The 19,512-nt window shown below is 61.8% G+C and carries 20 protein-coding genes and 4 tRNA genes; 12 read left to right on the top strand and 12 right to left on the bottom strand.

Annotated features, from left to right (window positions below; all coding sequences use genetic code 11):
* Nucleotides 1–181: 181 nt before the first annotated feature.
* The 8 genes from BJD99_RS19390 to BJD99_RS19355 all read right to left on the bottom strand — a co-directional run bounded on the left by BJD99_RS19390 (nucleotide 182) and on the right by BJD99_RS19355 (nucleotide 7,302).
* Nucleotides 182–1,207, bottom strand: coding sequence for an NUDIX domain-containing protein (locus tag BJD99_RS19390; protein WP_084348774.1), 1,026 nt, complete (start codon nucleotides 1,205–1,207; stop codon nucleotides 182–184).
* Entirely contained in the window at nucleotides 1,207–2,331 is a 1,125-nt protein-coding gene (locus tag BJD99_RS19385; RefSeq protein WP_084348773.1) for a glycosyltransferase family 4 protein, read from the bottom strand. Before BJD99_RS19385 ends, BJD99_RS19390 begins: the two co-directional genes overlap by 1 nt.
* Nucleotides 2,328–3,233 carry a phosphatidylinositol mannoside acyltransferase gene (locus BJD99_RS19380; protein WP_084348772.1) on the bottom strand — a complete coding sequence of 302 codons (906 nt, stop codon included), beginning with the start codon at nucleotides 3,231–3,233 and terminating at the stop codon, nucleotides 2,328–2,330. The genes BJD99_RS19385 and BJD99_RS19380 overlap by 4 nt, the downstream gene beginning before the upstream one ends.
* Before the next feature lie 2 nt (nucleotides 3,234–3,235).
* Nucleotides 3,236–3,919 (bottom strand): phosphatidylinositol phosphate synthase, encoded by a 684-nt coding sequence (gene pgsA, locus BJD99_RS19375; protein ID WP_084348771.1) that lies wholly within the window; start codon nucleotides 3,917–3,919, stop codon nucleotides 3,236–3,238.
* Between the two features lie 25 nt (nucleotides 3,920–3,944).
* Nucleotides 3,945–4,487 (bottom strand): HIT domain-containing protein, encoded by a 543-nt coding sequence (locus BJD99_RS19370; protein ID WP_084348770.1) that lies wholly within the window; start codon nucleotides 4,485–4,487, stop codon nucleotides 3,945–3,947.
* 2 nt (nucleotides 4,488–4,489) lie between these two features.
* Nucleotides 4,490–6,547 (bottom strand): threonine--tRNA ligase, encoded by a 2,058-nt coding sequence (thrS, locus tag BJD99_RS19365; protein ID WP_143542246.1) that lies wholly within the window; start codon nucleotides 6,545–6,547, stop codon nucleotides 4,490–4,492.
* A gap of 105 nt (nucleotides 6,548–6,652) precedes the next feature.
* The gene (locus BJD99_RS19360) at nucleotides 6,653–7,111 is read right to left on the bottom strand and encodes a TIGR02611 family protein (RefSeq protein ID WP_084348768.1); all 459 of its coding nucleotides are present in this window, start codon (nucleotides 7,109–7,111) and stop codon (nucleotides 6,653–6,655) included.
* Nucleotides 7,112–7,230: 119 nt separating this feature from the next.
* A tRNA-Val gene (locus tag BJD99_RS19355) sits at nucleotides 7,231–7,302 on the bottom strand.
* Nucleotides 7,303–7,529: 227 nt separating this feature from the next.
* On the opposite strand from BJD99_RS19355, the gene BJD99_RS19350 reads away from it, so the two are divergent.
* The 7 genes from BJD99_RS19350 to BJD99_RS19320 all read left to right on the top strand — a co-directional run bounded on the left by BJD99_RS19350 (nucleotide 7,530) and on the right by BJD99_RS19320 (nucleotide 9,965).
* Nucleotides 7,530–7,601 (top strand) — tRNA-Gly (locus BJD99_RS19350).
* A gap of 19 nt (nucleotides 7,602–7,620) precedes the next feature.
* A tRNA-Cys gene (locus tag BJD99_RS19345) sits at nucleotides 7,621–7,691 on the top strand.
* A gap of 41 nt (nucleotides 7,692–7,732) precedes the next feature.
* A tRNA-Val gene (locus BJD99_RS19340) sits at nucleotides 7,733–7,807 on the top strand.
* A 143-nt stretch (nucleotides 7,808–7,950) separates the two neighbouring features.
* Entirely contained in the window at nucleotides 7,951–8,214 is a 264-nt protein-coding gene (locus tag BJD99_RS19335) for a hypothetical protein (protein WP_084348767.1), read from the top strand.
* Nucleotides 8,211–8,885: an alpha/beta fold hydrolase gene (locus BJD99_RS19330; RefSeq protein WP_084348766.1), complete on the top strand. Its 675-nt coding sequence runs from the start codon at nucleotides 8,211–8,213 to the stop codon at nucleotides 8,883–8,885. The genes BJD99_RS19335 and BJD99_RS19330 overlap by 4 nt, the downstream gene beginning before the upstream one ends.
* 94 nt (nucleotides 8,886–8,979) lie before the next feature.
* Complete coding sequence (locus BJD99_RS21360) at nucleotides 8,980–9,432, top strand: ribosomal protein L7/L12 (RefSeq protein WP_256895922.1); 453 nt, start codon at nucleotides 8,980–8,982, stop codon at nucleotides 9,430–9,432.
* On the top strand, nucleotides 9,429–9,965 hold the full coding sequence (locus BJD99_RS19320; protein ID WP_084348765.1) for a GNAT family N-acetyltransferase: 537 nt from the start codon (nucleotides 9,429–9,431) through the stop codon (nucleotides 9,963–9,965). Before BJD99_RS21360 ends, BJD99_RS19320 begins: the two co-directional genes overlap by 4 nt.
* A gap of 39 nt (nucleotides 9,966–10,004) precedes the next feature.
* On the opposite strand, the gene zapE is transcribed toward BJD99_RS19320, so the two are convergent.
* A complete protein-coding gene (zapE, locus tag BJD99_RS19315) occupies nucleotides 10,005–11,018 on the bottom strand; it encodes a cell division protein ZapE (protein WP_084348764.1) in 1,014 nt (337 codons plus the stop codon).
* Between the two features lie 34 nt (nucleotides 11,019–11,052).
* Here zapE and BJD99_RS19310 point away from each other — a divergent pair, with 34 nt between their 5' ends.
* From BJD99_RS19310 to BJD99_RS19290, 5 genes are all read left to right on the top strand, one after another.
* Nucleotides 11,053–11,871 (top strand): pyrimidine reductase family protein, encoded by an 819-nt coding sequence (locus tag BJD99_RS19310; protein ID WP_084348763.1) that lies wholly within the window; start codon nucleotides 11,053–11,055, stop codon nucleotides 11,869–11,871.
* Between the two features lie 13 nt (nucleotides 11,872–11,884).
* Nucleotides 11,885–13,447 (top strand): alpha/beta hydrolase, encoded by a 1,563-nt coding sequence (locus BJD99_RS19305; RefSeq protein ID WP_084348762.1) that lies wholly within the window; start codon nucleotides 11,885–11,887, stop codon nucleotides 13,445–13,447.
* Nucleotides 13,448–13,538: 91 nt separating this feature from the next.
* Entirely contained in the window at nucleotides 13,539–14,795 is a 1,257-nt protein-coding gene (locus tag BJD99_RS19300; protein WP_084348761.1) for a glycosyltransferase family 87 protein, read from the top strand.
* A 9-nt stretch (nucleotides 14,796–14,804) separates the two neighbouring features.
* Nucleotides 14,805–15,230, top strand: coding sequence for a peptide-methionine (R)-S-oxide reductase MsrB (gene msrB, locus BJD99_RS19295; RefSeq protein WP_084348760.1), 426 nt, complete (start codon nucleotides 14,805–14,807; stop codon nucleotides 15,228–15,230).
* Nucleotides 15,231–15,297: 67 nt separating this feature from the next.
* Nucleotides 15,298–15,756: a MaoC family dehydratase gene (locus tag BJD99_RS19290; protein ID WP_179142420.1), complete on the top strand. Its 459-nt coding sequence runs from the start codon at nucleotides 15,298–15,300 to the stop codon at nucleotides 15,754–15,756.
* Here BJD99_RS19290 and BJD99_RS19285 read toward each other — a convergent pair.
* Genes BJD99_RS19285 through hemQ form a run of 3 tightly spaced genes read right to left on the bottom strand, consistent with a single transcriptional unit; the run spans nucleotide 15,737 to nucleotide 19,508 of the window.
* The gene (locus tag BJD99_RS19285) at nucleotides 15,737–18,070 is read right to left on the bottom strand and encodes a molybdopterin-dependent oxidoreductase (protein WP_179142419.1); all 2,334 of its coding nucleotides are present in this window, start codon (nucleotides 18,068–18,070) and stop codon (nucleotides 15,737–15,739) included. The two genes, BJD99_RS19290 and BJD99_RS19285, sit on opposite strands and share 20 nt — an antisense overlap.
* Complete coding sequence (locus tag BJD99_RS19280; protein ID WP_218775731.1) at nucleotides 18,067–18,774, bottom strand: HAD family hydrolase; 708 nt, start codon at nucleotides 18,772–18,774, stop codon at nucleotides 18,067–18,069. Before BJD99_RS19280 ends, BJD99_RS19285 begins: the two co-directional genes overlap by 4 nt.
* A gap of 38 nt (nucleotides 18,775–18,812) precedes the next feature.
* The gene (gene hemQ, locus BJD99_RS19275) at nucleotides 18,813–19,508 is read right to left on the bottom strand and encodes a hydrogen peroxide-dependent heme synthase (protein ID WP_084348759.1); all 696 of its coding nucleotides are present in this window, start codon (nucleotides 19,506–19,508) and stop codon (nucleotides 18,813–18,815) included.
* Nucleotides 19,509–19,512 lie beyond the last annotated feature (4 nt).

The following is a 19,512-nucleotide window of genomic DNA, read 5'->3' as shown; positions in this document are numbered from 1 at the left end:
TGCGTTCTCGATGTCGAATCGTCCTTCAACGGCAGCGGGCGCATGTGCCCGCGGATCCGAAAGGACGTATTTGTTCGAGGTCGATTCTAGGCTGGCCTTCGATCACCACCTATAACCACTCGGCGATTGCTGGACTGGTAGCCCTCGATCACCGAGCAGGCGATCTTCTCGCCCGAAGGAGTCAGCGAATGGCTCGGACGTCCGGTTCGACTCGGCGGGCGAGCACGATGTTGACTTCGTCGAGTAGCTCGGCGAGTTCGAGGGGGTAGACGGTTTCGCCTGTCGCACCCAAAGCTCGGATGTCGTCCTCCTCACACCAACGGTGACCGGTGACGGTTCGTCGTTCGAAATCGGTGAAGCCACCGTGCTGAGGTTCGAACTCCTGAGTGCGGTACGCAAAGAACAGCTCTTCCGACCGAATCAGCGTTCCATTGAAAGGGAACGTGGCTACCCGCCGCCACATCGGGCCCTTGAGATCGGCCGCATCGACTTCGAGTCCGGTTTCCTCGTAGACCTCACGCACCGCTGCATCACGCAGACTCTCACCGGATTCGACCGCGCCGCCGATCGTGAACCAGAAGAAGACTTCGGGAACGATCGGGTCATGTCCTCGCAACAACAGAACCCGCCCGCGTTCGTCGACGAGAACCACTCTCGCCGAGGTCCGCTGCACGGCTCGTTCCTTGTGACCGAAGGTCTCCGACGCCGATCTTTCGGCAATTTCGAAGTACGTCGGCAAGGGCGCGGTACCGCCCAGATGCAAGATCCGCACCGGAGTGGTCGTTCGCAGCGCCAAGGTGTCCCGCACCGCGTCGTTGTGGAAACGCCTCGCGATCAATACGCGCGCTTCGGAATCTGCCAATTCGGCGACAAGTTGCGGCGGAAGATCAGCCGGATCGAGAGCCGCGAGTGCCCCGGACACAGCATTCTCGGCGTCCTCACGTCGCGATCTCTCTGCCCTTTCGGCGGTGTCGGCCAACGCTGCGAGCCGTTTGCTGTCTTCGAGCTGATCGCGAGTCGCTGCCGATACTGCACGGGCCACCACGGCACGTCTGGCCAATGCCGAATCCAGTGATTGCCATGCGAGGTCCGACCGGACATGAAGGCGATCCAAACGATTGGCCGTGGCGTAGGCCCACAGGCCGATGATCAGTATCACCACCGAGACCAAGCCCACTACGAGAATCGTCAATGCAGACAACGTCATCAGCTCGCGGCCCGCACCTTCTGGCCTCCGACGGTGACGGTCTCGTAGACGCGCATGATCTGTTCGGCGACTACCGGCCAGTCGTAGTCGACGACGGCTCTACCTGCGGCTTCGACCAATCCGACCCGTAGTCTCTCCGAGGACAACAAGGAGTCGACAGCGGTCGCCAGCGCCTCGGAGTCGCCGATCGGAACGAGAAGCCCGGCGGCACCGTCGCGAAGCACTCGACGAAACGCATCGAGCTCACTGGCAACGACCGCTGTTCCCGACGCCATCGCTTCGACGAGCACGATTCCGAAACTCTCACCACCGAGGTTCGGCGCGCAGTAGACGTCTGCACTTCGCATCGCAGAGGCCTTTTCCGCGTCGTCGACCTGTCCGAGGAATCTCAGATGATGGCCTAGCGCCCCTGCTTCGTTCCGCAGCTTGTCCTCGTCACCGCGACCGACGACGAGAATCTCGATATCGGGATGCCGCGCTACGAGCGACGGGAGGGCACCGAGGAGCACCCCCATCCCTTTACGCGGTTCGTCGAAACGCCCGAGAAACAGCACGGTTTTCCCCGCTCGCGGATAACCGAGCAGAAGCGGGGCGTGCGCGAACGCGGCGACGTCGACGCCATTGGGGATCTCGACGGCATCGCCACCGAGGGCTTCGACCTGCCACCGTCGAGCAAGCTCGGATACCGCAATTCTGCCGCTGATCTTCTCGTGGTAGGGCCGAAGCACCCCTTGGAAAGTGCTCAGTATCAACGACTTCGTGGTCGAGGTATGAAAAGTGGCGACGATCGGCCCCTCGGCGGCTTTGAGGGCGAGCATCGACAGACTCGGCGCATTGGGCTCATGAATGTGCAGAACATCGAAATCGTTCTCGCCGATCCATCGACGGATTCTCGAATATGTCACGGGTCCGAAACGCAGGCGGGCAACAGAGCCGTTGTACGGAATCGCCAATGCCTCACCGGCCGAGACGACGAAGTCCGGGAGCAAAGTCTCCTCCGATGCCGGTGCCAACACGCTGACCCGGTGTCCACGCTCGATGAACACTTCGGCAAGTTGTTGTACGTGCGCTTGCACTCCACCCGGAACGTCGAAGGAGTACGGGCAGACCATCCCGATCTTCACGACTCCTCGATTCGTGCTCTTCGCTTCTCCGAAAGGTCGGACATCCACAGGGGTTGCAACATGTGCCAGTCCGCTGGGTGCTCGGCGATCTGCGAGGCGAACGAATCGGCGAGCGCCTGAGTGGCAGCGGAGACACCCTCGCTGACGTCGATGCGAGGTGAGATGGTGAAACCCCAGCCGTCACCGTCGAAGTAACCGTGTACCGGTAGCAGGTGTGCCCCGGTATCGACGGCGAGCTTCGCAGGCCCGGCTGCCATCCGGGTCTGTTCTCCGAAGAACGAGACCGGCACACCATGTTTCGCCAGGTCTCGTTCACTGAGCAAGCAGACGACCCCGTTGGCTCGAAGCCGCTCCGACAATGCAGCGAAGGGTGGGGTTTCTCCCCCGCTGAGCGGAAATATCTCGAATCCGAGGCCTTCGCGGTAGTCGACGAACCGCTGATACAGCGATTCTGGCTTCAGTCGTTCCGCGACAGTGGCGAAACGACCATAGGTGCGGACCAACCACATCCCTGCCATGTCCCAATTCCCACTGTGCGGCAGAGCGAGCACCGCCCCGGAACCCGCACTCAGTGCGGCATCGAGATGCTCGCGCCCGTAAACACACTTGTCGATGACCGCGGCCTGGGAGTTCAAATCCATCGACGGCAGCCGAAACGCTTCACGCCAGTAACGGGCATACGATCGGACGCTGTCACGAATCAACTCGTCCGGCACCAGGTTCGGGTGCACACCGAGCACTCGGCCCAGGTTTTTTCGCAGTTGCTCCGGGCCACCGCCGCGACGTGCAGCGACATCGGCACCCTTGTCGAACAGCTTCCGAGCCAACGGGTCCGGAAGCGCTCGAACTACTCGCCACCCTGCGGCATACCCGGCATCGGTGGCGCGCTCGACGAGCGTCATCTCTATTCGGCCTTCCCATCGGATCCGGCTTCGGGCGGCGTGGTCGGCGGGAAGATGATCTCGCGTGCGCCCTCGGAACGCCGTACGGCGAGTACTCGCTGAAAGACTGTCACCACACTCGCCACTGCGAGAATCCACATCGCTGGATAGATAAGGCTCTGTAGCCAAGGAATGTCGAAATGGCGACCGACACCGGTCAATCCGGCGCCGACGAGCACGATCACCAGACGGTCCGGGCGTTCTATCCAACCACCGTCGGCAGACAGACCTGATGCTTCGGCGCGCGCCTTGGCGTAGGAGATGACCTGCGAAGTCACGAGGCAGATCAGCGTTGCGATCAGCAATGGCTTGTCGTTCTCGGTGAACACCGCCCACCACGCAAGTCCACCGAAAATGGCACCATCGGCGACCCGGTCGCAGGTGGCGTCGAGAACCGCACCGTACTTGGTGCCACCGCCTCTGGCCCGAGCCATTGCACCGTCGAGCATGTCGAACAAGACGAACAACGTGATGACGACTGATCCCCACCACAGGTAGCCGCCCGGGAAGAGCGTCACCGCGGCCGTCACTGTCGCGACCGTTCCGATCAGCGTCACGGAGTTGGGTGTCAGCCCGGTGCTGTTCAGCGCCTTACCCAGCGGGGCGGTCAGCTTCGATACCGACGCCCGTCCGAAGACACTCAGCATGACGACGTCCCGTCGCCGCGCCGACTCATTCGTTCCATGCCGATGCCAGCAGAGCACGAGTCTCGCGTAGCAACTGAGGCATCACCTTGGTGCCGCCGATCACGGTGATGAAGTTCGCATCGCCTCCCCATCGGGGAACGATGTGCTGATGCAGATGCTCGGACAACGAACCGCCGGCAGCAGCACCCAGGTTGAGACCCACGTTGAAGCCGTGTGGCCGCGACACCCTTTTGATCACGCGAATGGTGTGCTGAGTGAACTCCATCAATTCGGCGCTCTCGGCGGAGGTGAGATCCTCGAGTGCGGCCACACGCCGGTACGGCACGACCATCGTGTGCCCGGGGTTGTACGGATAGAGATTGAGCACGGCATAGACCTGCTCACCCCGCGCCACGACAAGACCATCCTCGTCACTCATCTGCGGAATGTCGGAGAACGGTTCGCTCGACTGATTTTTCGCCCCGGGCGCCTCGGCTATGTACGACATCCGATGCGGCGTCCACAACCGTTGCAGACGATCGGGATGACCGAGACCGGTGTCGACGATCGCCGCATCGTGTTCGGGCATTGTCAGCTCACTCCTGAAGTGTCGGGAAGAAAGAGCGCGGCAGTAGGAGATGTGTTGGTGCGTGCGGTGATCCAGTCGGCAATCAGCGTTACCGCATCAGCTGTCGGGACACCGTTGACCTGGGTGCCGTCACGGAATCGGAAACTGACAGCGCCTGCCTCGACGTCGCGCTCCCCTGCCAGAAGCATGAAAGGAACCTTCTGTGCGGTCTGGTTGAAGATCTTCTTCTGCATCCGGTCGTCGCTAGCGTCGACCTCCGCACGAATCCCGAGCTTCTTCAAGTCGGCAACCACGGAGAACAAATGGTCTTGATGGACTTCGGCGACGGGGATGCCGACGACCTGTACCGGTGACAGCCACGCTGGGAACGCGCCAGCGTAATGCTCTGTCAGAAGGCCGAAGAATCGCTCGATAGAGCCGAACAGAGCCCGGTGAATCATGACCGGACGCTCTTTGGCGCCACCGGACGCGGTGTACTCGAGCTCGAACCTCTCGGGCAAGTTGAAATCGAGTTGGATGGTCGACATCTGCCAGGTTCGACCGAGAGCGTCCCTGGCCTGCACCGAGATCTTCGGGCCGTAGAACGCGGCACCGCCGGGATCCGGCACCAAGTCCAGGCCCGATGCGGCCGCGACCTCGGCGAGAGTATTAGTTGCCTCCTCCCACACCTCGTCGCTTCCCACGGACTTCTCCGGGTTACGGGTCGACAGTTCGAGATAGAACTCGTCGAGCCCGTAATCCTTCAGGAGGCCGAGCACGAATTCAAGTGCCCGAGTAAGCTCTTCGTGCATCTGATCCCGTGTGCAGAAGATGTGAGCATCATCCTGGGTCATTCCGCGCACTCGAGTGAGTCCGTGAATCACACCGGACTTCTCGTAGCGATACACCGACCCGAATTCGAACATGCGCAGTGGCAATTCCCGATACGACCGACCACGCGAGCGGAAGATCAAGTTGTGCATCGGGCAATTCATCGGCTTGAGGTAGTAATCCTGGCCGGGCTTGCGCACCTCGCCGTCCTCATCGAGTTCGGCGTCGAGATGCATCGCGGGGAACATGCCGTCGCGGTACCAATCCAAATGGCCGGAAACCTCGTACAGATGTCCCTTGGTGATGTGCGGAGTGTTGACGAACTCGTAGCCCTCTTCTATATGACGCTGTCGTGAGTAGTTCTCGAGCTCGTTTCGGATCACGCCACCCTTCGGGTGGAAAACCGGAAGACCGGAGCCCAGCTCGTCCGGGAAGCTGAACAAGTCGAGCTCCGAACCCAACTTGCGGTGGTCTCGGCGCTCGGCTTCCGCCAGCAGCTCGAGGTGCTTGTCCAGCGCCTCGGTCGACTCCCAGGCAGTGCCGTAGATCCGCTGCAGGTCCGCGTTGTCCTGGTTTCCGCGCCAGTATGCGGCGGAGCTACGAGTCAATTTGAACGCCGGCACGTATTTGGTCGTCGGGATATGCGGCCCGCGGCACAAATCCCCCCAGATGCGTTCTCCGGTTCGGGGATTCAAGTTGTCGTACGCGGTGAGTTCACCGCCGCCGATTTCCATGATCTCGGGATCGTCGATGCCGGACTTGTCGTTCACGAGCTCGAGCTTGTACGGCTCGTCTGCGAGTTCTTCGCGTGCCTGCTCGATCGACTCGTACAACCGCCGCGAGAATCGCTGGCCGGCCTTGACGATCTGCTTCATCTTCTTCTCGAGAGCAGTCAGATCTTCGGGAGTGAAAGGAGTCTTCACGTCGAAGTCGTAGTAGAAGCCGTCCTTGATGAACGGACCGATTCCGAGTTTGGCGTCCGGAAAGAGCTCTTGGACGGCCTGCGCGAGGACGTGTGCGGCCGAATGACGAATGACGCTTCGACCGTCTTCGGTGTTCGCGGCCACCGGCTCGACCTCGGCATCACCCTCAGGAGCCCACGACAGATCACGAAGGCGACCTTCGGCATCTCGGACCACCACGATGGCGTCGGGCCCCTTGTTGGGGAGACCTGTGTCCCGTAACGCCGTTCCAGCGGTCGTTCCAGCCGGCACCATGATGCGGGCGGGTGAGACGTCTGTTACGGGCATGGTCACGGTGATGTACTCCTCGATAGGTCATATCGGTCTGGTGAGACCGAAGGACAGCCTATCGGGAACTCACTTCGGACTCTTAACTCACTCCGGCCTGCATGGTCAGAGTGGGCTCGCCAGCCATTGCCAGTCCGGCCCGACCCAACCGGCGACCAGATACAGACCACCGATCAACCACAGCGTCGCAAGGACCACACCTGCGGTGAACAGCACCCCAGCTGCCCTGGTTGCGATCGGCTGTCGCGAGAACCAATCCATGAACGCGTCGTACTTCCCGCGGGCGAACTGTAGGAGCCGATGCGCCCAGGTGAATTCGGATGCGAGGATCCCCAACCCGGCGAAGACGATCAGCCAGCCCGGGCCCGGATACGGGATCGCAATGATGCCGAGAACCAGGACTGCAAGCCCGACGACACCGACCACGATGCGATAGGTCAGGTCGAGCGCCGCATTCGACCCGATCTTGTCGCGAAGTCGCTGCCTCCGTTGGGAAAGTCGGTCGAGAACACTGCCCTCGTTATCGATCTCCGCCTGATCGGTGCGAACGTCGTCGGCTGCCACCGTCCCAGATTAGACGAATCCGGAACTCGCGCTCGGAACATACGACTCCGGAACATGAAACGACCCGAACATGCAACAAGCCCCCAACCCGTAAGGGCAGGGGGCTTGTTGCAATCTTGTGGTCCCGGCTGGGATCGAACCAGCGACCTTCCGCGTGTGAAGCGGACGCTCTCCCACTGAGCCACGGGACCGTGTTTCGACTCTCGCCGAACGAGGCAGAACATTAACAGAAGCCCCCAATGAATCCCGAATCGCCCTGACTTCATCCGGAGGACGTCGTCCACTGAGCCCTTCATGACCGTTCCACGCAGCTCGACCCACTCAAACCGGCCTCTGACCACGTGATTTGTGAGTTCGTCTGCCGTTGGTCTAATGTTTTGACCGCACCGCAGAGAGAGCAACTGCCTCTGAGGAGCATGCGGATGTGGCGCAGTGGTAGCGCATCACCTTGCCAAGGTGAGGGTCGCGGGTTCGAATCCCGTCATCCGCTCGAGGGACTAGGGCCCGTTGGTGGAGTGGCCGAGTGGTGAGGCAACGGCCTGCAAAGCCGTGCACACGGGTTCGATTCCCGTCTCCACCTCGTAACGAAGCGAAGGTTCCCGACCTTCAACTTCTGATCTTGCGCGATTAGCTCAGCGGGAGAGCGCTTCCCTGACACGGAAGAGGTCACTGGTTCAATCCCAGTATCGCGCACCATACGAATAGACCCCGGCCGATGCGGCCGGGGTCTTTTTTGTGTCTTCAGGTCTGCCGAGATGTTTACCGCCGATCGCGAGTGGTGATGCACGTCATAGACGTGCACTCTGGATTTCCAGCCCGCGATCGAAAGGACGCCTGCGATGGCCGACGACAACCAACCGAGCACCGAGGGTAGCGAACCTCAGATCAGTTCCGACGCGCACAAGCGTGCGGAAGAGGAGGTGGCCGGCATCGATGCCAAGTACGACCCGGGTTCAAGACCGACGATTGTTCTTCCTGGCACCAACGGAATGGTGTCGGGTACGGCCTTCGCTGACATGGTCGATGACGAGGGAAACTTGAAAGAAGACCATTCCGAGGACACCGCCGACAGCACGTCGACGGCCGACGACCGGAACGAATGACCGAAGAATCCGACGATGTCGACGTGCCCGAGTTCGTCGATGAAGCCGAGGTGCGCGGCTTCCTGCACACGCCGTCGGGACGCTCGGTGGGTTCTCTCGCACTCACTCACGGCGCAGGTGGAAACTTCGATGCTCCGCTCCTTGCTGCTTCAGCCGATGCGTGGTCGGCGCGAGGATTCACTGTTCTACGCTTCGATCTGGCGTTCCGACGGCGAAAGCCGTCCGGTCCCCCGCATCCGTCGAAGGCCGATGCGGACCGCGCGTCGATCGAAACAGCTGTGACGTACCTCCGCAGGCTGCGCCGCGGCCCCATTCTGCTCGGTGGCCATTCGTACGGGGGTCGGCAGGCATCGATGCTCGTCGCCGAACAGCCAGAACTGGTCGATGGGCTGATTCTGATGTCGTATCCGTTGCACCCGCCCGGAAAACCGGAGAAGGCACGCACTGCGCATCTCCCCCAGCTGCGCACTCGAACGATGTTCGTACACGGCACAAAGGACCCGTTCGGTTCACCCGCCGAGCTATCCGATGCAATCGCGTTGATGCCTGCTCATACCGCCACGATCGAGATTTCCGGTGCAGGCCACGATCTGTCGGCCAAAAAGTACGGAGTCGCCGGCCTGGTTCTCGAGAACGCACTCGAATTCTTCGACGCGGGGTCCTGGAGTTAGGGCGCATGGCCGCCCGGGCGCGCTCGCGCTCGTCGTTATGCAATCGTCATGCCGCCTACTGTCGACTTTCAGATGAGGTGTTCTACTTAGAACCATGCCCACCTGGGGATGGTTCATCGTCGCATTGGTCCTCATCGATGCCGCAGTGCTCGCGGTGTGGCTCCTCGCGCGCAAGAGTCCAGCCAAGAACGCCGCTGCCACAACACAATTGATGCTCGCCGGTTTGGACCACTCGGCGCGCGAAGACATATATCGCCTCGTGGGGGAAAAGAAGAAGATCCACGCGATCAAGTTGTTCCGCGAAAGAACCGGCGCAGGACTCCAAGAAGCCAAGGATGTAGTCGAGTCCGTCGGGCGAGGAAACCCTATCCCCACGCTCGGCGCCACGACTGATGCATCAGGAGTGGATAGCTCTGCTTGGGCGGACATCATCCCCAGGCTGCGCACTCTCAAGGCCGAAGGCAACACAATTTCCGCCATCAAGCTTTTGCGCGCTCGATCCGAGCTTTCGTTGCGTGAGGCGAAGGCAGCGGTCGATCGCCTGTGACTGTCACCGTAACCACCGCAGGCCTGTGGGACGCCGAACAGCTAGCCGATGTCGCGGCCGTCACCTTTCCGCTGGCATGCCCGCCTGGTTCGTCCAGAGCAGCAATAGCGGCGTTCATAGACGGCGTTCTCTCGCATGAGCGGTTCGGTGAGTACCTGGCGGATCCGCAGCGCACGATTCTGGCGGCGACCGAGGATGATTCCATGGTCGGTTACGCCATGCTCGTGTCCGGACCACCATCGGATCCGGACGTCGCGCGAGTGCTGACGTACGCACCGACGATGGAAATCTCCAAGATGTACGTGCTTCCCGACCATCACGGGAGCGACGTGGCGGCGGCCCTGATGGCCGAATCGCTGGCCCGAGCGACCCTCGGCCGGTGCGCAGGTATCTGGCTGGGCGTCAACCAACAGAACCTGCGCGCTCAACGCTTCTATGCCAAACAGGGATTCGAGATCGTCGGAACCAAGACCTTCACACTCGGCTCCGAGATCCACGACGATTTCGTCATGGAGCGAGCACTACGGTCGTGAATCTGCGCCGACCCGACCGTCACCCGACTGACCTGAGCGTCATCCGACGGCGGCGAAACGAGACAAGGCAAGCAGACGAGACGTCGCACGGAGGTACTTCTTGCGGTAACCACCGGCCAGCATCTCCTCGGTGAAAATCTCGTCGAGCTTGCTGCCCGATCCGGTCACCGGAATACCTGCGTCGTACAGGCGGTCGGCGAGCACCACGAGTCGAAGCGCGACGGCCTGATCCGAAGCGGGGTGCACGTTCTTCCAGAACACCGCCTGCACACCGTCGAGCAGCTTTCCGTATCGCGACGGATGCAGTGTGCTCAGATGTGCCAACAACTCGTCGAAGTCATCGAGGGTCGCATCGGCCACGGAGTCCGCCCGTTCGATCAGTTCGGCCTCGGACGTCGGATCGGGGGCCGGGGGCAGATCACGGTGTCGGTAGTCGGGCCCGTCCACCCTGATGGACTCGAAGATGGATCCGAGCTTCTTGATTTCTCGCATGAAGTCCTCGGCTGCAAATCTTCCTTCGCCGAGCTGACCGGGCAAGGTGTTGGACGTTGCCACGATGGACACGCCGCGCTGGGACAACTCGGACAGCAATCGCGACACGAGCATCGTGTCGCCTGGATCGTCGAGTTCGAACTCGTCGATACACAGGACGCTGTGACCCGACAACTCCTCGAGCGCTTTGTTGAAGCCGAGCGCGCCCACGACGTGAGTCAATTCGACGAACGTACCGAATGCCTTCGGTTCGGGGACGCTGTGAAAGATCGACGCAAGGAGGTGGGTCTTACCGACACCGAAACCGCCGTCGAGGTACAAGCCTGCACCGGTAGAGGGCGCCTTCTTGCCGAAAAGTCCGCGTTTTCCCTTCCCGCGAATCTTGGTCACCTTCTCCGCGAACGACTCGGCTTTGGCGACTGCCTCTGCCTGGCTGGGTTCGTTCGGATCCGGGATGTACGAGGCGAAACTGACTTCGTCGAACATGGCCGGGGGGACCATCTGCGCGATCAACTGATCGGAGGGAACGACAGGATTACGATCGACAAGACGTCCAGGCATCTAGTAAGCGTAACGAGGTGGTCTTATCTACAATGTGCGCCTACTCGATATTGCGACCTACTTCACACCAGGCTCCGGCCCCTCGTACCCGGCCGACGGCGTCGTCGGCCGGGCCGAACTACGCCGGTTGTACGCCTATCCGGACAACCTGACCGCGCCGTGGATCCGAGCGAACTTCGTCTCCAGCATCGACGGAGCCGTCAGCGCCGACGGTGTCTCCGCGGGTCTCGGGACACCCTCCGACAAGGCCGTGTTCGATATGCTTCGGACCCTGGCGGATGCGGTTCTCGTGGGGGCCGGGACGGTCCGAAGCGAGAATTACGGGGGTGTCCGGCTGACGGAGTCACAACAGAACCAACGAATCGGCGCAGGCCTGGCACCAGTTCCCCCGGTAGTGGTCGTCACTGCCTCGGCGTCGATCGATCCGACATCGCGGCTTCTCACCGACACCGAAGTGCCGCCGACGATCATCACGACGGCCTCCGCGTCGGCCGAGTCACGTTCGACACTTCGCGAAGCAGGTGCGCGCGTAATCGAAGTCGAGGGAACGACCGTTCCGACCTCCGCTGTCCTGGCGGCCTTGGACGAACTGGGTCTGAGGCGAGTCCTATGCGAGGGCGGCCCAGGCCTGTTCGGAACGCTGCTTGCAGACGATGGCGTCGACGAACTATGCCTGACGACTTCGCCGAACCTGCTTGCGGGAAAGTCGGGGCGCATTGCGCACTCGAACGCCGCAGTACTGCACCGGATGAAACGTATTCACGTGCTCGCCGACGACGACGGAACTCTGCTGACCAGATGGGTCCGAGTGCGTCCGGCCGGTACCGGTGAAGTTCCGGGTGCGGAAAAGTAGATAGCCTCGCAGCGTGACGCAGAAAAGATCGTTGCTCGTAGTTCTTCTCTCGGTCTCGATGTTGGGGGCAGCATGCAGTGCTGGGCCGTCCGGACGCCCGGACGTCGCCGTCGAGCAGAACTCCCCCGGGCTACCCGACAAGTCGACTGCCGATCCGGAACCGGAGAATCCAGAATTACAGGCTCCGGTGGACGATCTTGCGTGGATCGACTGCACGCAAAGCACCCTCGATCTCTACGGCCTCACCTCTCGCACACCCGGGGTTGTCCTCGAATGCGCAGACTTCGACGCGCCCGTCGACCCATCCGGTCAGATGTTCGGGTCCTTCTCCGTCGGCGCACTGCGTGCGAAACTGGATAGGACGCCGCCCGATGCCGCACCCCTGGTCTTCACCTCTGGGTCCGACCGTGCGTCGATCGCCACACTTGCCGACCTCGCGGCCGGCAACAGCACGACGATGCTGGAGGCTCACCCGCTCGTCGCCATCGATCGGCGCGGAATCGGTAGGTCGACAGCCATCGATTGTGTCAAAGCCGACACTCGCGAGACGCTGGCGAACCTGGGGCAATTCGCGGTGTCCGACGGTGACGCCGTGGACCGCGCCGTCGCCGTCGGACGCCAGGCGACTATCGAATGCACCGATCTACTGCAGCCGCAGGAGATCGCTTTCGCTACCAGTTATGCCGCAGGCGATCTGGAACAGCTTCGAATCGCCTGGGGAATCGATGCGCTCGGCATCATCGGCACCGGGAACGGTGCATCCACTGCGTTGGCGTATGCGGCCCAGTACCCGGACCGAGTGGCGCGGTTGATTCTCGATTCGCCCACCGGAATGAACGTAGATCAAATGACCGTGGCCCAGCAGAAAACGGAAGGACGAGAAGCTGCGTTCACTGCGTTCGTGCAGCGGTGCCAGGCCCTCCAGTGCTCGCTCGGATCCGACCCCAAGGCCGCGGTATCCGAACTACTGACACAGGTGGCAAGCGGAGCCTTGGCACCTCTGTCGACCCACTCTGTGCTCGACGGGATCGCCTATGCACTCGCCTCGTCCTCCGGCGACCCGTCGAGACGGACACTCGAGCTTGCCGATGCACTATCCGCAGCCAGGTCCGGCGATCCGTCCGCACTGAGCCGGTTGTCCTCGCGCGGTGCAGTTGCCTACGGAACGGACGGTCAGTTCGTCGCACGGTGCATCGACGGCCGGCAGTGGCCGTCCCCGCAGGCCGTGCGGGATGCCGGCGCAAGTTGGAGCGAGCAGTACCCCATCTTCGGCACCGACGCCGCCCTGACAGCACTCACGTGCTCGTCGTGGCCGACTGCACCCGCTCCGCCCCTGCCGACGTCGCTGTCGGTGCCAGTTCTCGAACTCAGTGGCGCCGGTGACCCGGTCGTCGGCAACGGGGGGTTCGCCGGTGTGACCGGGCTTGTTGCCGCCACCGGCGCGCGTTCGGCCGCAATGACGTGGCAGGGTGCCGGCCACCCGGTGATCGGCGGGTCCGTGTGCGGCCAGGCCGCGGCCGCTGCGTATGCGACCGACGCGTCGCTTCCTCCCGATGGCAGCGTCTGTCCCGCATGACACGTCTGGTGCCGATCCACGGAGTGGTACCGAACACACCCAACGGGTGTCGACGGTCATTGCCCGAGCCCGGTCAAGGTACCGTTCCCACGTGTCACTTAGCTTCCTCGAGCCCCGCAACGGCCGGACGACCGCGGATGTAGTCCGGTTCGCGCTATGGCCGATCGCCATCATGACTGTTCTCAACCGGGCGATCGTACGGGCGGTCAACGGTGACTTCACCAATGATTTCATCCCCGTCTACCGGGCTGCTCTCGCGTTTCTCAATCGCGAGCCGGTGTACACGGCGAACTTCGACTCGGTCGATCCGCATTATCTCTATCAGCCGAGCGCGACGATGCTGTTGTCGCCTCTCGCAATCATCGATCCCGAACGCTCTCGCTGGTTGTTCATCTTGGCGAGCACGATTGCCATCGTTCTTGCGTTGTACATCTTGCTCAAGATCTTCGGCTTCGGACTGAACTCTGTCGCAGCGCCTGCACTTCTCCTCGCTGCCTTCGCGAGTGAAACAGTGACCAACACTTTGGTGTTCACCAACTTCAACGGTTTCGTTCTGTTGGGTGAGGTTGCATTCATCTACTGGCTGCTCCAGCGAAAAGACTTGTCCGCCGGTGTGGCGATGGGGCTGACACTAGCCATCAAACCGATCCTCGCACCGCTGTTGATCATTCCGCTGATGACCAAGCAGTGGAAAGTTTTCATCACCGCAATCGCAATTCCGGTCGTGTTGCTCGTGATCGCCTGGCCGCTGTCGGTGGACCCGATGGAGTTCATCGACCGCACCCTCCCCTATCTCCTCGAGTCGCGCGATTACTTCAACAGCGCGATTGTCGGCAACGGCCGCTACTACGGATTGCCGGAGCTCCTGATCTACGGAATCCGCGGGGTTCTCGGCATGATGGTTCTGGTGTCGCTGTGGTTGCTCTACCGCTACTGTCGCGAGGACCGCCTGTTCTTCATAGCGACAACTTCGGGCCTGGTACTGACTGCACATTGGCTACTCGGGTCACTCGGCCAGATGTACTACTCGATGCTGCTCTTCCCACTGTTGATGACGGTCGTGCTCAAGAACTCGGTTCTCCGAAATTGGCCGGCGTGGCTCGCAATCTATGGATTCATGAGCTACGACCGCTGGTTGTCCGGTCGATTCCCGACGGGAGGTCGAGCAATGGACTACATGCGCACTACATTCGGCTGGAGCTTGCTGATCATCGTGATCTTCTCGGTTCTGATCGGACGGTACTTCGCTGCTCGCAGTGACGGCCGCCTCGACGACGGAATCGAACCCGAGTACCTTCTTCCGGAGAGCTCACCTGCGCAAACAACGAAGCAGCTCGAGAAGTATTAGCGTGGTGTCATGAGTTCAGCGACCGAAAAAAATTCTGTTCCCGCCGTTCAGCTCACCGACGCACAATGGCGCGAGAAGCTCACCCCCGAGGAGTACGCAGTCCTGCGTCAGGCGGGCACCGAGCGTCCGTTCGTCGGGGAGTACACCGACACCAAAACCGATGGTGTGTACAGCTGCCGCGCATGCGGTGCCGAACTGTTTCGCAGTACCGAAAAGTTCGAGTCACACTGCGGTTGGCCGTCGTTCTTCGATCCCGCAGACAGTGACGCAGTCATCCTCAACGAGGACACCACGCTCGGTATGCGGCGCGTCGAGGTCATCTGCAAGAACTGCCACAGCCACCTCGGCCACGTCTTCGAGGGAGAGGGCTATCCGACGCCCACAGATCAGCGGTACTGCATCAACTCGATTTCCCTCGTTCTCGACCCGTCCTGACTGCCTGTCCTGACGGGTGCGCAGGAGGCGACTCCGCGGACCTTGGCGCTCAGCGCATAATGTGACGATGCGCACTTTCACCTCAGCACAGCAGATCACTGCGGCCGTCGGCGAGGACCTCGGCACGAGTGACTGGATGCAGATCACTCAAGACCGGGTCGACACCTTCGCCGACGCCACGGGTGATCACCAGTGGATTCATATCGACGTCGAACGAGCCAAGAAGGAAAGCCCGTTCGGCGGCCCGATTGCGCACGGCTACTTGAGCTTGTCCTTGATCCCGGTGCTCACTTGGCAGATCTACACCATCGAGAATGCCAAGCTCGGAATCAACTACGGGTCCAACAAGGTTCGCTTCATCAACCCAGTCAAGGTCGGATCTCACGTCCGGTTGCAGACCACACTGACTTCGGCCCAGGAAGTGTCCGGTGGCGCACTCCAGATCGTGGCCACCAACACACTTCACATCGAGGGCGAAGAGAAGCCCGCGTTGATTGCGGAAACGATCAGCCGAGTTCTCTTCTGACCGTCTCTCGTTCTACGAACTGTGGCGGATCGAACGCGGTGATCGGTGGCACTACGCCCTCGAAGCGTTCGATCTGCACCAGCACATGCTGGCCCGTGCACCCGTGTGACAGCGAGGATGTGCCGACGTCGGCTGTCAGTACATTCGGATTGCCATGCACGCACATCGAACCGACGTCCGCGGGGTCCTCGGGGTCGTACCAGGCACCCGTCGCCAACTGCACCACGGCGGGCATCATGTCCTCGTCCACCACGACACCGGCGAGACACGCACCACGATCGTTGAAGACCCTGACTACGTCACCGTCGCGTAGCCCGCGCTCGTTCGCGGCCTTGGAGTGCATCCGGATCGGCTCACGGTCATGCACCTTCGAAGCCTGACTTATCGCTCCGTGATCGAGTTGGCTGTGCAGCCGCGTTCGTGGTTGATTCGCGATAAGATGTAGCGGAAACTGTTGCACGCGTTCACCTTTGAGCCATTCCACCGGTTCGTACCAGGCTGGGTGCCCAATGCAGTCCTCGTAACCGAACCCGTCGATCACTTCGGAGAATATTTCTATACGTCCACTCGGGGTTCGAAGCGGGTACTTCTCGGGATCGCCGCGGTAGTCCTCGAGCAGGGTCAGCCCATCCTCGGTCGCCATCCGCCATGAACCGAGCTGCCAAAATTCTTCGAAACCCGGAGTGTCCACATTCATCCCGCGCAGGTAACCGCGCCACTGATCGTAGAGATGCTCCACCCACTCCCCCGAGGTGCGTCCCTCGGTGAAGTGCGCACCGACTCCGAGTCTTTCGGCCACCGCGGAGAACGTGTCGTAGTCATCTCGCGCGTCGGCAAATCGTGGCACGGCAGGGTGCATGGCGACCAGCAGTGGATCGTTGCGTGTGCAGCTGATGTCACTGCGCTCGAGCGACGTCGTCGACGGGACGACGATGTCGGCGTGCTTGGCCATGGGCGTCCAGTACGGGTCGTGCACCACGACCGTGTCGGGCCGTGCCAGCGCCCGGCGAAGTCGTCCGAGATCCTGATGATGATGGAAGGGATTGCCGCCCGCCCAGTGCACCAGCCGAATATCGGGATACGTCAGTCGCTGTCCGTCGAAATCGAATTGTTCGCCGGGGTGGAGCAGCATGTCCGACACGGCAGCCACCGGGATGAAAGTCTTCACCGGATTCGAGCCTTGGGGCAAGGTGGGAAGTGGATACGGTACCGGCGCGAGACCAGGCTCGTTCATCGACCCGTAGCCGTGCCCGAATCCCCCACCGGGGATGCCGATCTGTCCGAGCATCGACGCCAGTGTCACACCCATCCACGGTGCTTGCTCGCCCGATTTCGTCCGCTGCAGAGACCACGTGACGGTGATCAAAGTGCGACGCCTCGCCATCTCGCGTGCCAGGTCGGCGATCTCCGAGGTGGAGACTCCGCAGATGTTCGACGCCCACTCTGCGGTCTTGGGCGTGCCGTCCGAGACTCCGAGCAGATACTCCTCGAAGCGTGCGTATCCAGTGCAATATCGGTCGAGAAATGCAGTGTCGTGCAGATTTTCGGAGACGAGAACGTAGGCGAGTCCGAGCATCATCGCGACATCGGTGCCGGGAATCGGCGTCATCCAACGAGCAGCACCGTCGAGATCGTTTCGAAGCGGACTGATGGTGACGATCTTTCCGCCACGGGCGCGTAGCGCATCCAGAGCCGACGCGGTGGGATGGTCGGAAGTACCACCGTGGTTGATGCCGGTATTCTTCAGCGGAATTCCGCCGAACGCGACGATCAGTTCCGTCTTCCGGGCGATCACCTCCCAGGAGGTGGAGCGAGAGAACATCTTCCAGTGCGCGCCCAGAACGTGCGGCATGACGACGCCGGTGGCACCGAGCGAATAGCTGTGCACCGAGCGCGTATAGCCGCCGATGCAATTGAGAAATCGGTGAACCTGGCTCTGCGCGTGATGGAATCGTCCCGCACTGGCCCACCCGTAGGAGCCGCCGTAGATCGCCTGGTTGCCATGGATGTCGATCACGCGAGCAAGCTCGACGGCTAGCAATTCGGTGAGTTCGTCCCAGGACACCGAAACGAACTCGTCGCTGCCGCGCCGATCCGTCGGACCTGGACCACGCTCGAGCCAACCGCGTCGAACGGCAGGGCCCTTCACCCGAGACCGGTGCGTCACCGAGCCGGCGAGATTGCCCAGCACGGGCGAGGGATTACGGTCGGTCTCCCGGGGATGCACGGCGGTCACCTCGCCGTCGGCACTTTCGGCTCGAAACATTCCCCAGTGACCCATGTGCTGTGACGTTTCCTGGCGCGGCTGCTTCATCGAATTCCGCTGCTCGCCAGTGCATCCAGCAAGGCTGTGGGACGCTCCCCCGTCGCGATCGGATCGACGAGGGCAAACGAGCACCCTATTGCCCGTGCCGCCCCGTCGGCCTCTTCACTGTCACCGACCATCAATGTCCGCGCCGGATCCACCCCGAGCGAACGCACCGCAGAAAGGAATATTTCCGGCTGAGGTTTGATGTACCCGACCTCGTACGACAAGACGAACTCGCTGACGTAGTCGCCCACTCCGAGCATGTCGAATGCCGGGCGGATGTCGAAGGCAATATTGCTCAGCACCGCGACTGGTATCGCTCTGCTGGCAAGCATCGCCAGCGCGTCCGCCGTATCCGGGTATGGAGTCCAGCACGATGGGTCGATCACTCGGCCGTACACGGACTCGGCCTGAGCGCGGTCGCTGACGCCGGATTCACGAAGAACATGCAAATACGCCTGACGGTGCAGCGCCGGATCGAGATCGCGGTTACGCCAGGCGTGTCTGCTCACTTCGTCGAACTCGACGACCTCCCCCACCGGCGCAGTCATCCGTCGCATCAATTCCGCCGCACGATGACCGTCGACCGGTGTTCCATCCGAGTGCGTGACGGTCTCGAACCAACTCGCGTCCTCCTCCAAACGGAACAGCGTTCCGGAGAAGTCGAACACCACAGCTTCGATCGGAGACGCGTCGGACTGGTTACGCACACCGCTTGTCCCCGCCGCGTGCGTCTCCGACCCCGAGGTCACGGCAGTGACGTGACGAGCGCTTCGACGTCGACGCGTGGCCCGGTGAAGAACGGAGTCTCCTCGCGAACGTGCCTTCGTGCCTCGGTTGCGCGTAGGTCCCGCATCAGGTCGACGATGCGATCGAGTTCGGGAGCTTCGAAGGCGAGGATCCACTCGTAGTCCCCCAACGCGAACGCCGGGACGGTGTTGGCGCGCACATCCTTGTATCCGCGCGCGGCCTTGCCGTGGTCGGAGAGCATCGTGCGCCGCTCTTCGTCGGGGAGCAGGTACCAATCGACGGAACGCACGAATGGGTAGACACAGATGTAGGCGCCGGGTTCTTCACCAGCGATGAACGCCGGGACGTGAGACTTGTTGAACTCGGCCGGACGATGCAGCGCGGTGTTGCTCCACACCGGCGTACTGGCCTTGCCGAGCGCGGTGGTGCGACGAAAATCGGAGTACGTAGCCTGCAGGTCTTCGATGCGTTCCGCGTGTGTCCACACCATGAAGTCGGCGTCGGCTCGCATGCCCGCGATGTCGTACACACCACGTACTGCGACGCCTTTTTCTTCCTGACTCTCGAAGAACACTCGCGCCTGCTTGGCGGCTTCGGCTCGGTCCTCGCCCAGGACGCCGGGTGTGACCTTGAAGACCGAGAACATCAGGTAGCGGAGGGTCGAATTGAGGGTTGTGTAGTCCAAACGTGGCATGGCT

It is taken from the genome of Rhodococcus sp. 1163, from assembly GCF_002091985.1.
Classification (GTDB): Bacteria; Actinomycetota; Actinomycetes; order Mycobacteriales; family Mycobacteriaceae; genus Rhodococcoides.
The sequence above is the reverse complement of the archived record's forward strand: the minus strand, read 5'-3'. Positions and strand labels throughout refer to the sequence as shown.

What these genes read in the sequence shown, in the direction of transcription:
- BJD99_RS19335 (WP_084348767.1), top strand. Translation starts at nt 7,951, where the DNA reads ATGGCCGACGACAACCAACCGAGCACCGAGGGTAGCGAACCTCAGATC.
- BJD99_RS19330 (WP_084348766.1), top strand. Translation starts at nt 8,211, where the DNA reads ATGACCGAAGAATCCGACGATGTCGACGTGCCCGAGTTCGTCGATGAA.
- thrS (WP_143542246.1), bottom strand. Translation starts at nt 6,547, where the DNA reads ATGCCCGTAACAGACGTCTCACCCGCCCGCATCATGGTGCCGGCTGGA.
- hemQ (WP_084348759.1), bottom strand. Translation starts at nt 19,508, where the DNA reads ATGCCACGTTTGGACTACACAACCCTCAATTCGACCCTCCGCTACCTG.
- zapE (WP_084348764.1), bottom strand. Translation starts at nt 11,018, where the DNA reads ATGCCTGGACGTCTTGTCGATCGTAATCCTGTCGTTCCCTCCGATCAG.
- msrB (WP_084348760.1), top strand. Translation starts at nt 14,805, where the DNA reads ATGAGTTCAGCGACCGAAAAAAATTCTGTTCCCGCCGTTCAGCTCACC.
- BJD99_RS19390 (WP_084348774.1), bottom strand. Translation starts at nt 1,207, where the DNA reads ATGACGTTGTCTGCATTGACGATTCTCGTAGTGGGCTTGGTCTCGGTG.
- BJD99_RS19290 (WP_179142420.1), top strand. Translation starts at nt 15,298, where the DNA reads ATGCGCACTTTCACCTCAGCACAGCAGATCACTGCGGCCGTCGGCGAG.
- BJD99_RS21360 (WP_256895922.1), top strand. Translation starts at nt 8,980, where the DNA reads ATGCCCACCTGGGGATGGTTCATCGTCGCATTGGTCCTCATCGATGCC.
- BJD99_RS19370 (WP_084348770.1), bottom strand. Translation starts at nt 4,487, where the DNA reads ATGCCCGAACACGATGCGGCGATCGTCGACACCGGTCTCGGTCATCCC.
- pgsA (WP_084348771.1), bottom strand. Translation starts at nt 3,919, where the DNA reads ATGCTGAGTGTCTTCGGACGGGCGTCGGTATCGAAGCTGACCGCCCCG.
- BJD99_RS19380 (WP_084348772.1), bottom strand. Translation starts at nt 3,233, where the DNA reads ATGACGCTCGTCGAGCGCGCCACCGATGCCGGGTATGCCGCAGGGTGG.
- BJD99_RS19285 (WP_179142419.1), bottom strand. Translation starts at nt 18,070, where the DNA reads ATGAAGCAGCCGCGCCAGGAAACGTCACAGCACATGGGTCACTGGGGA.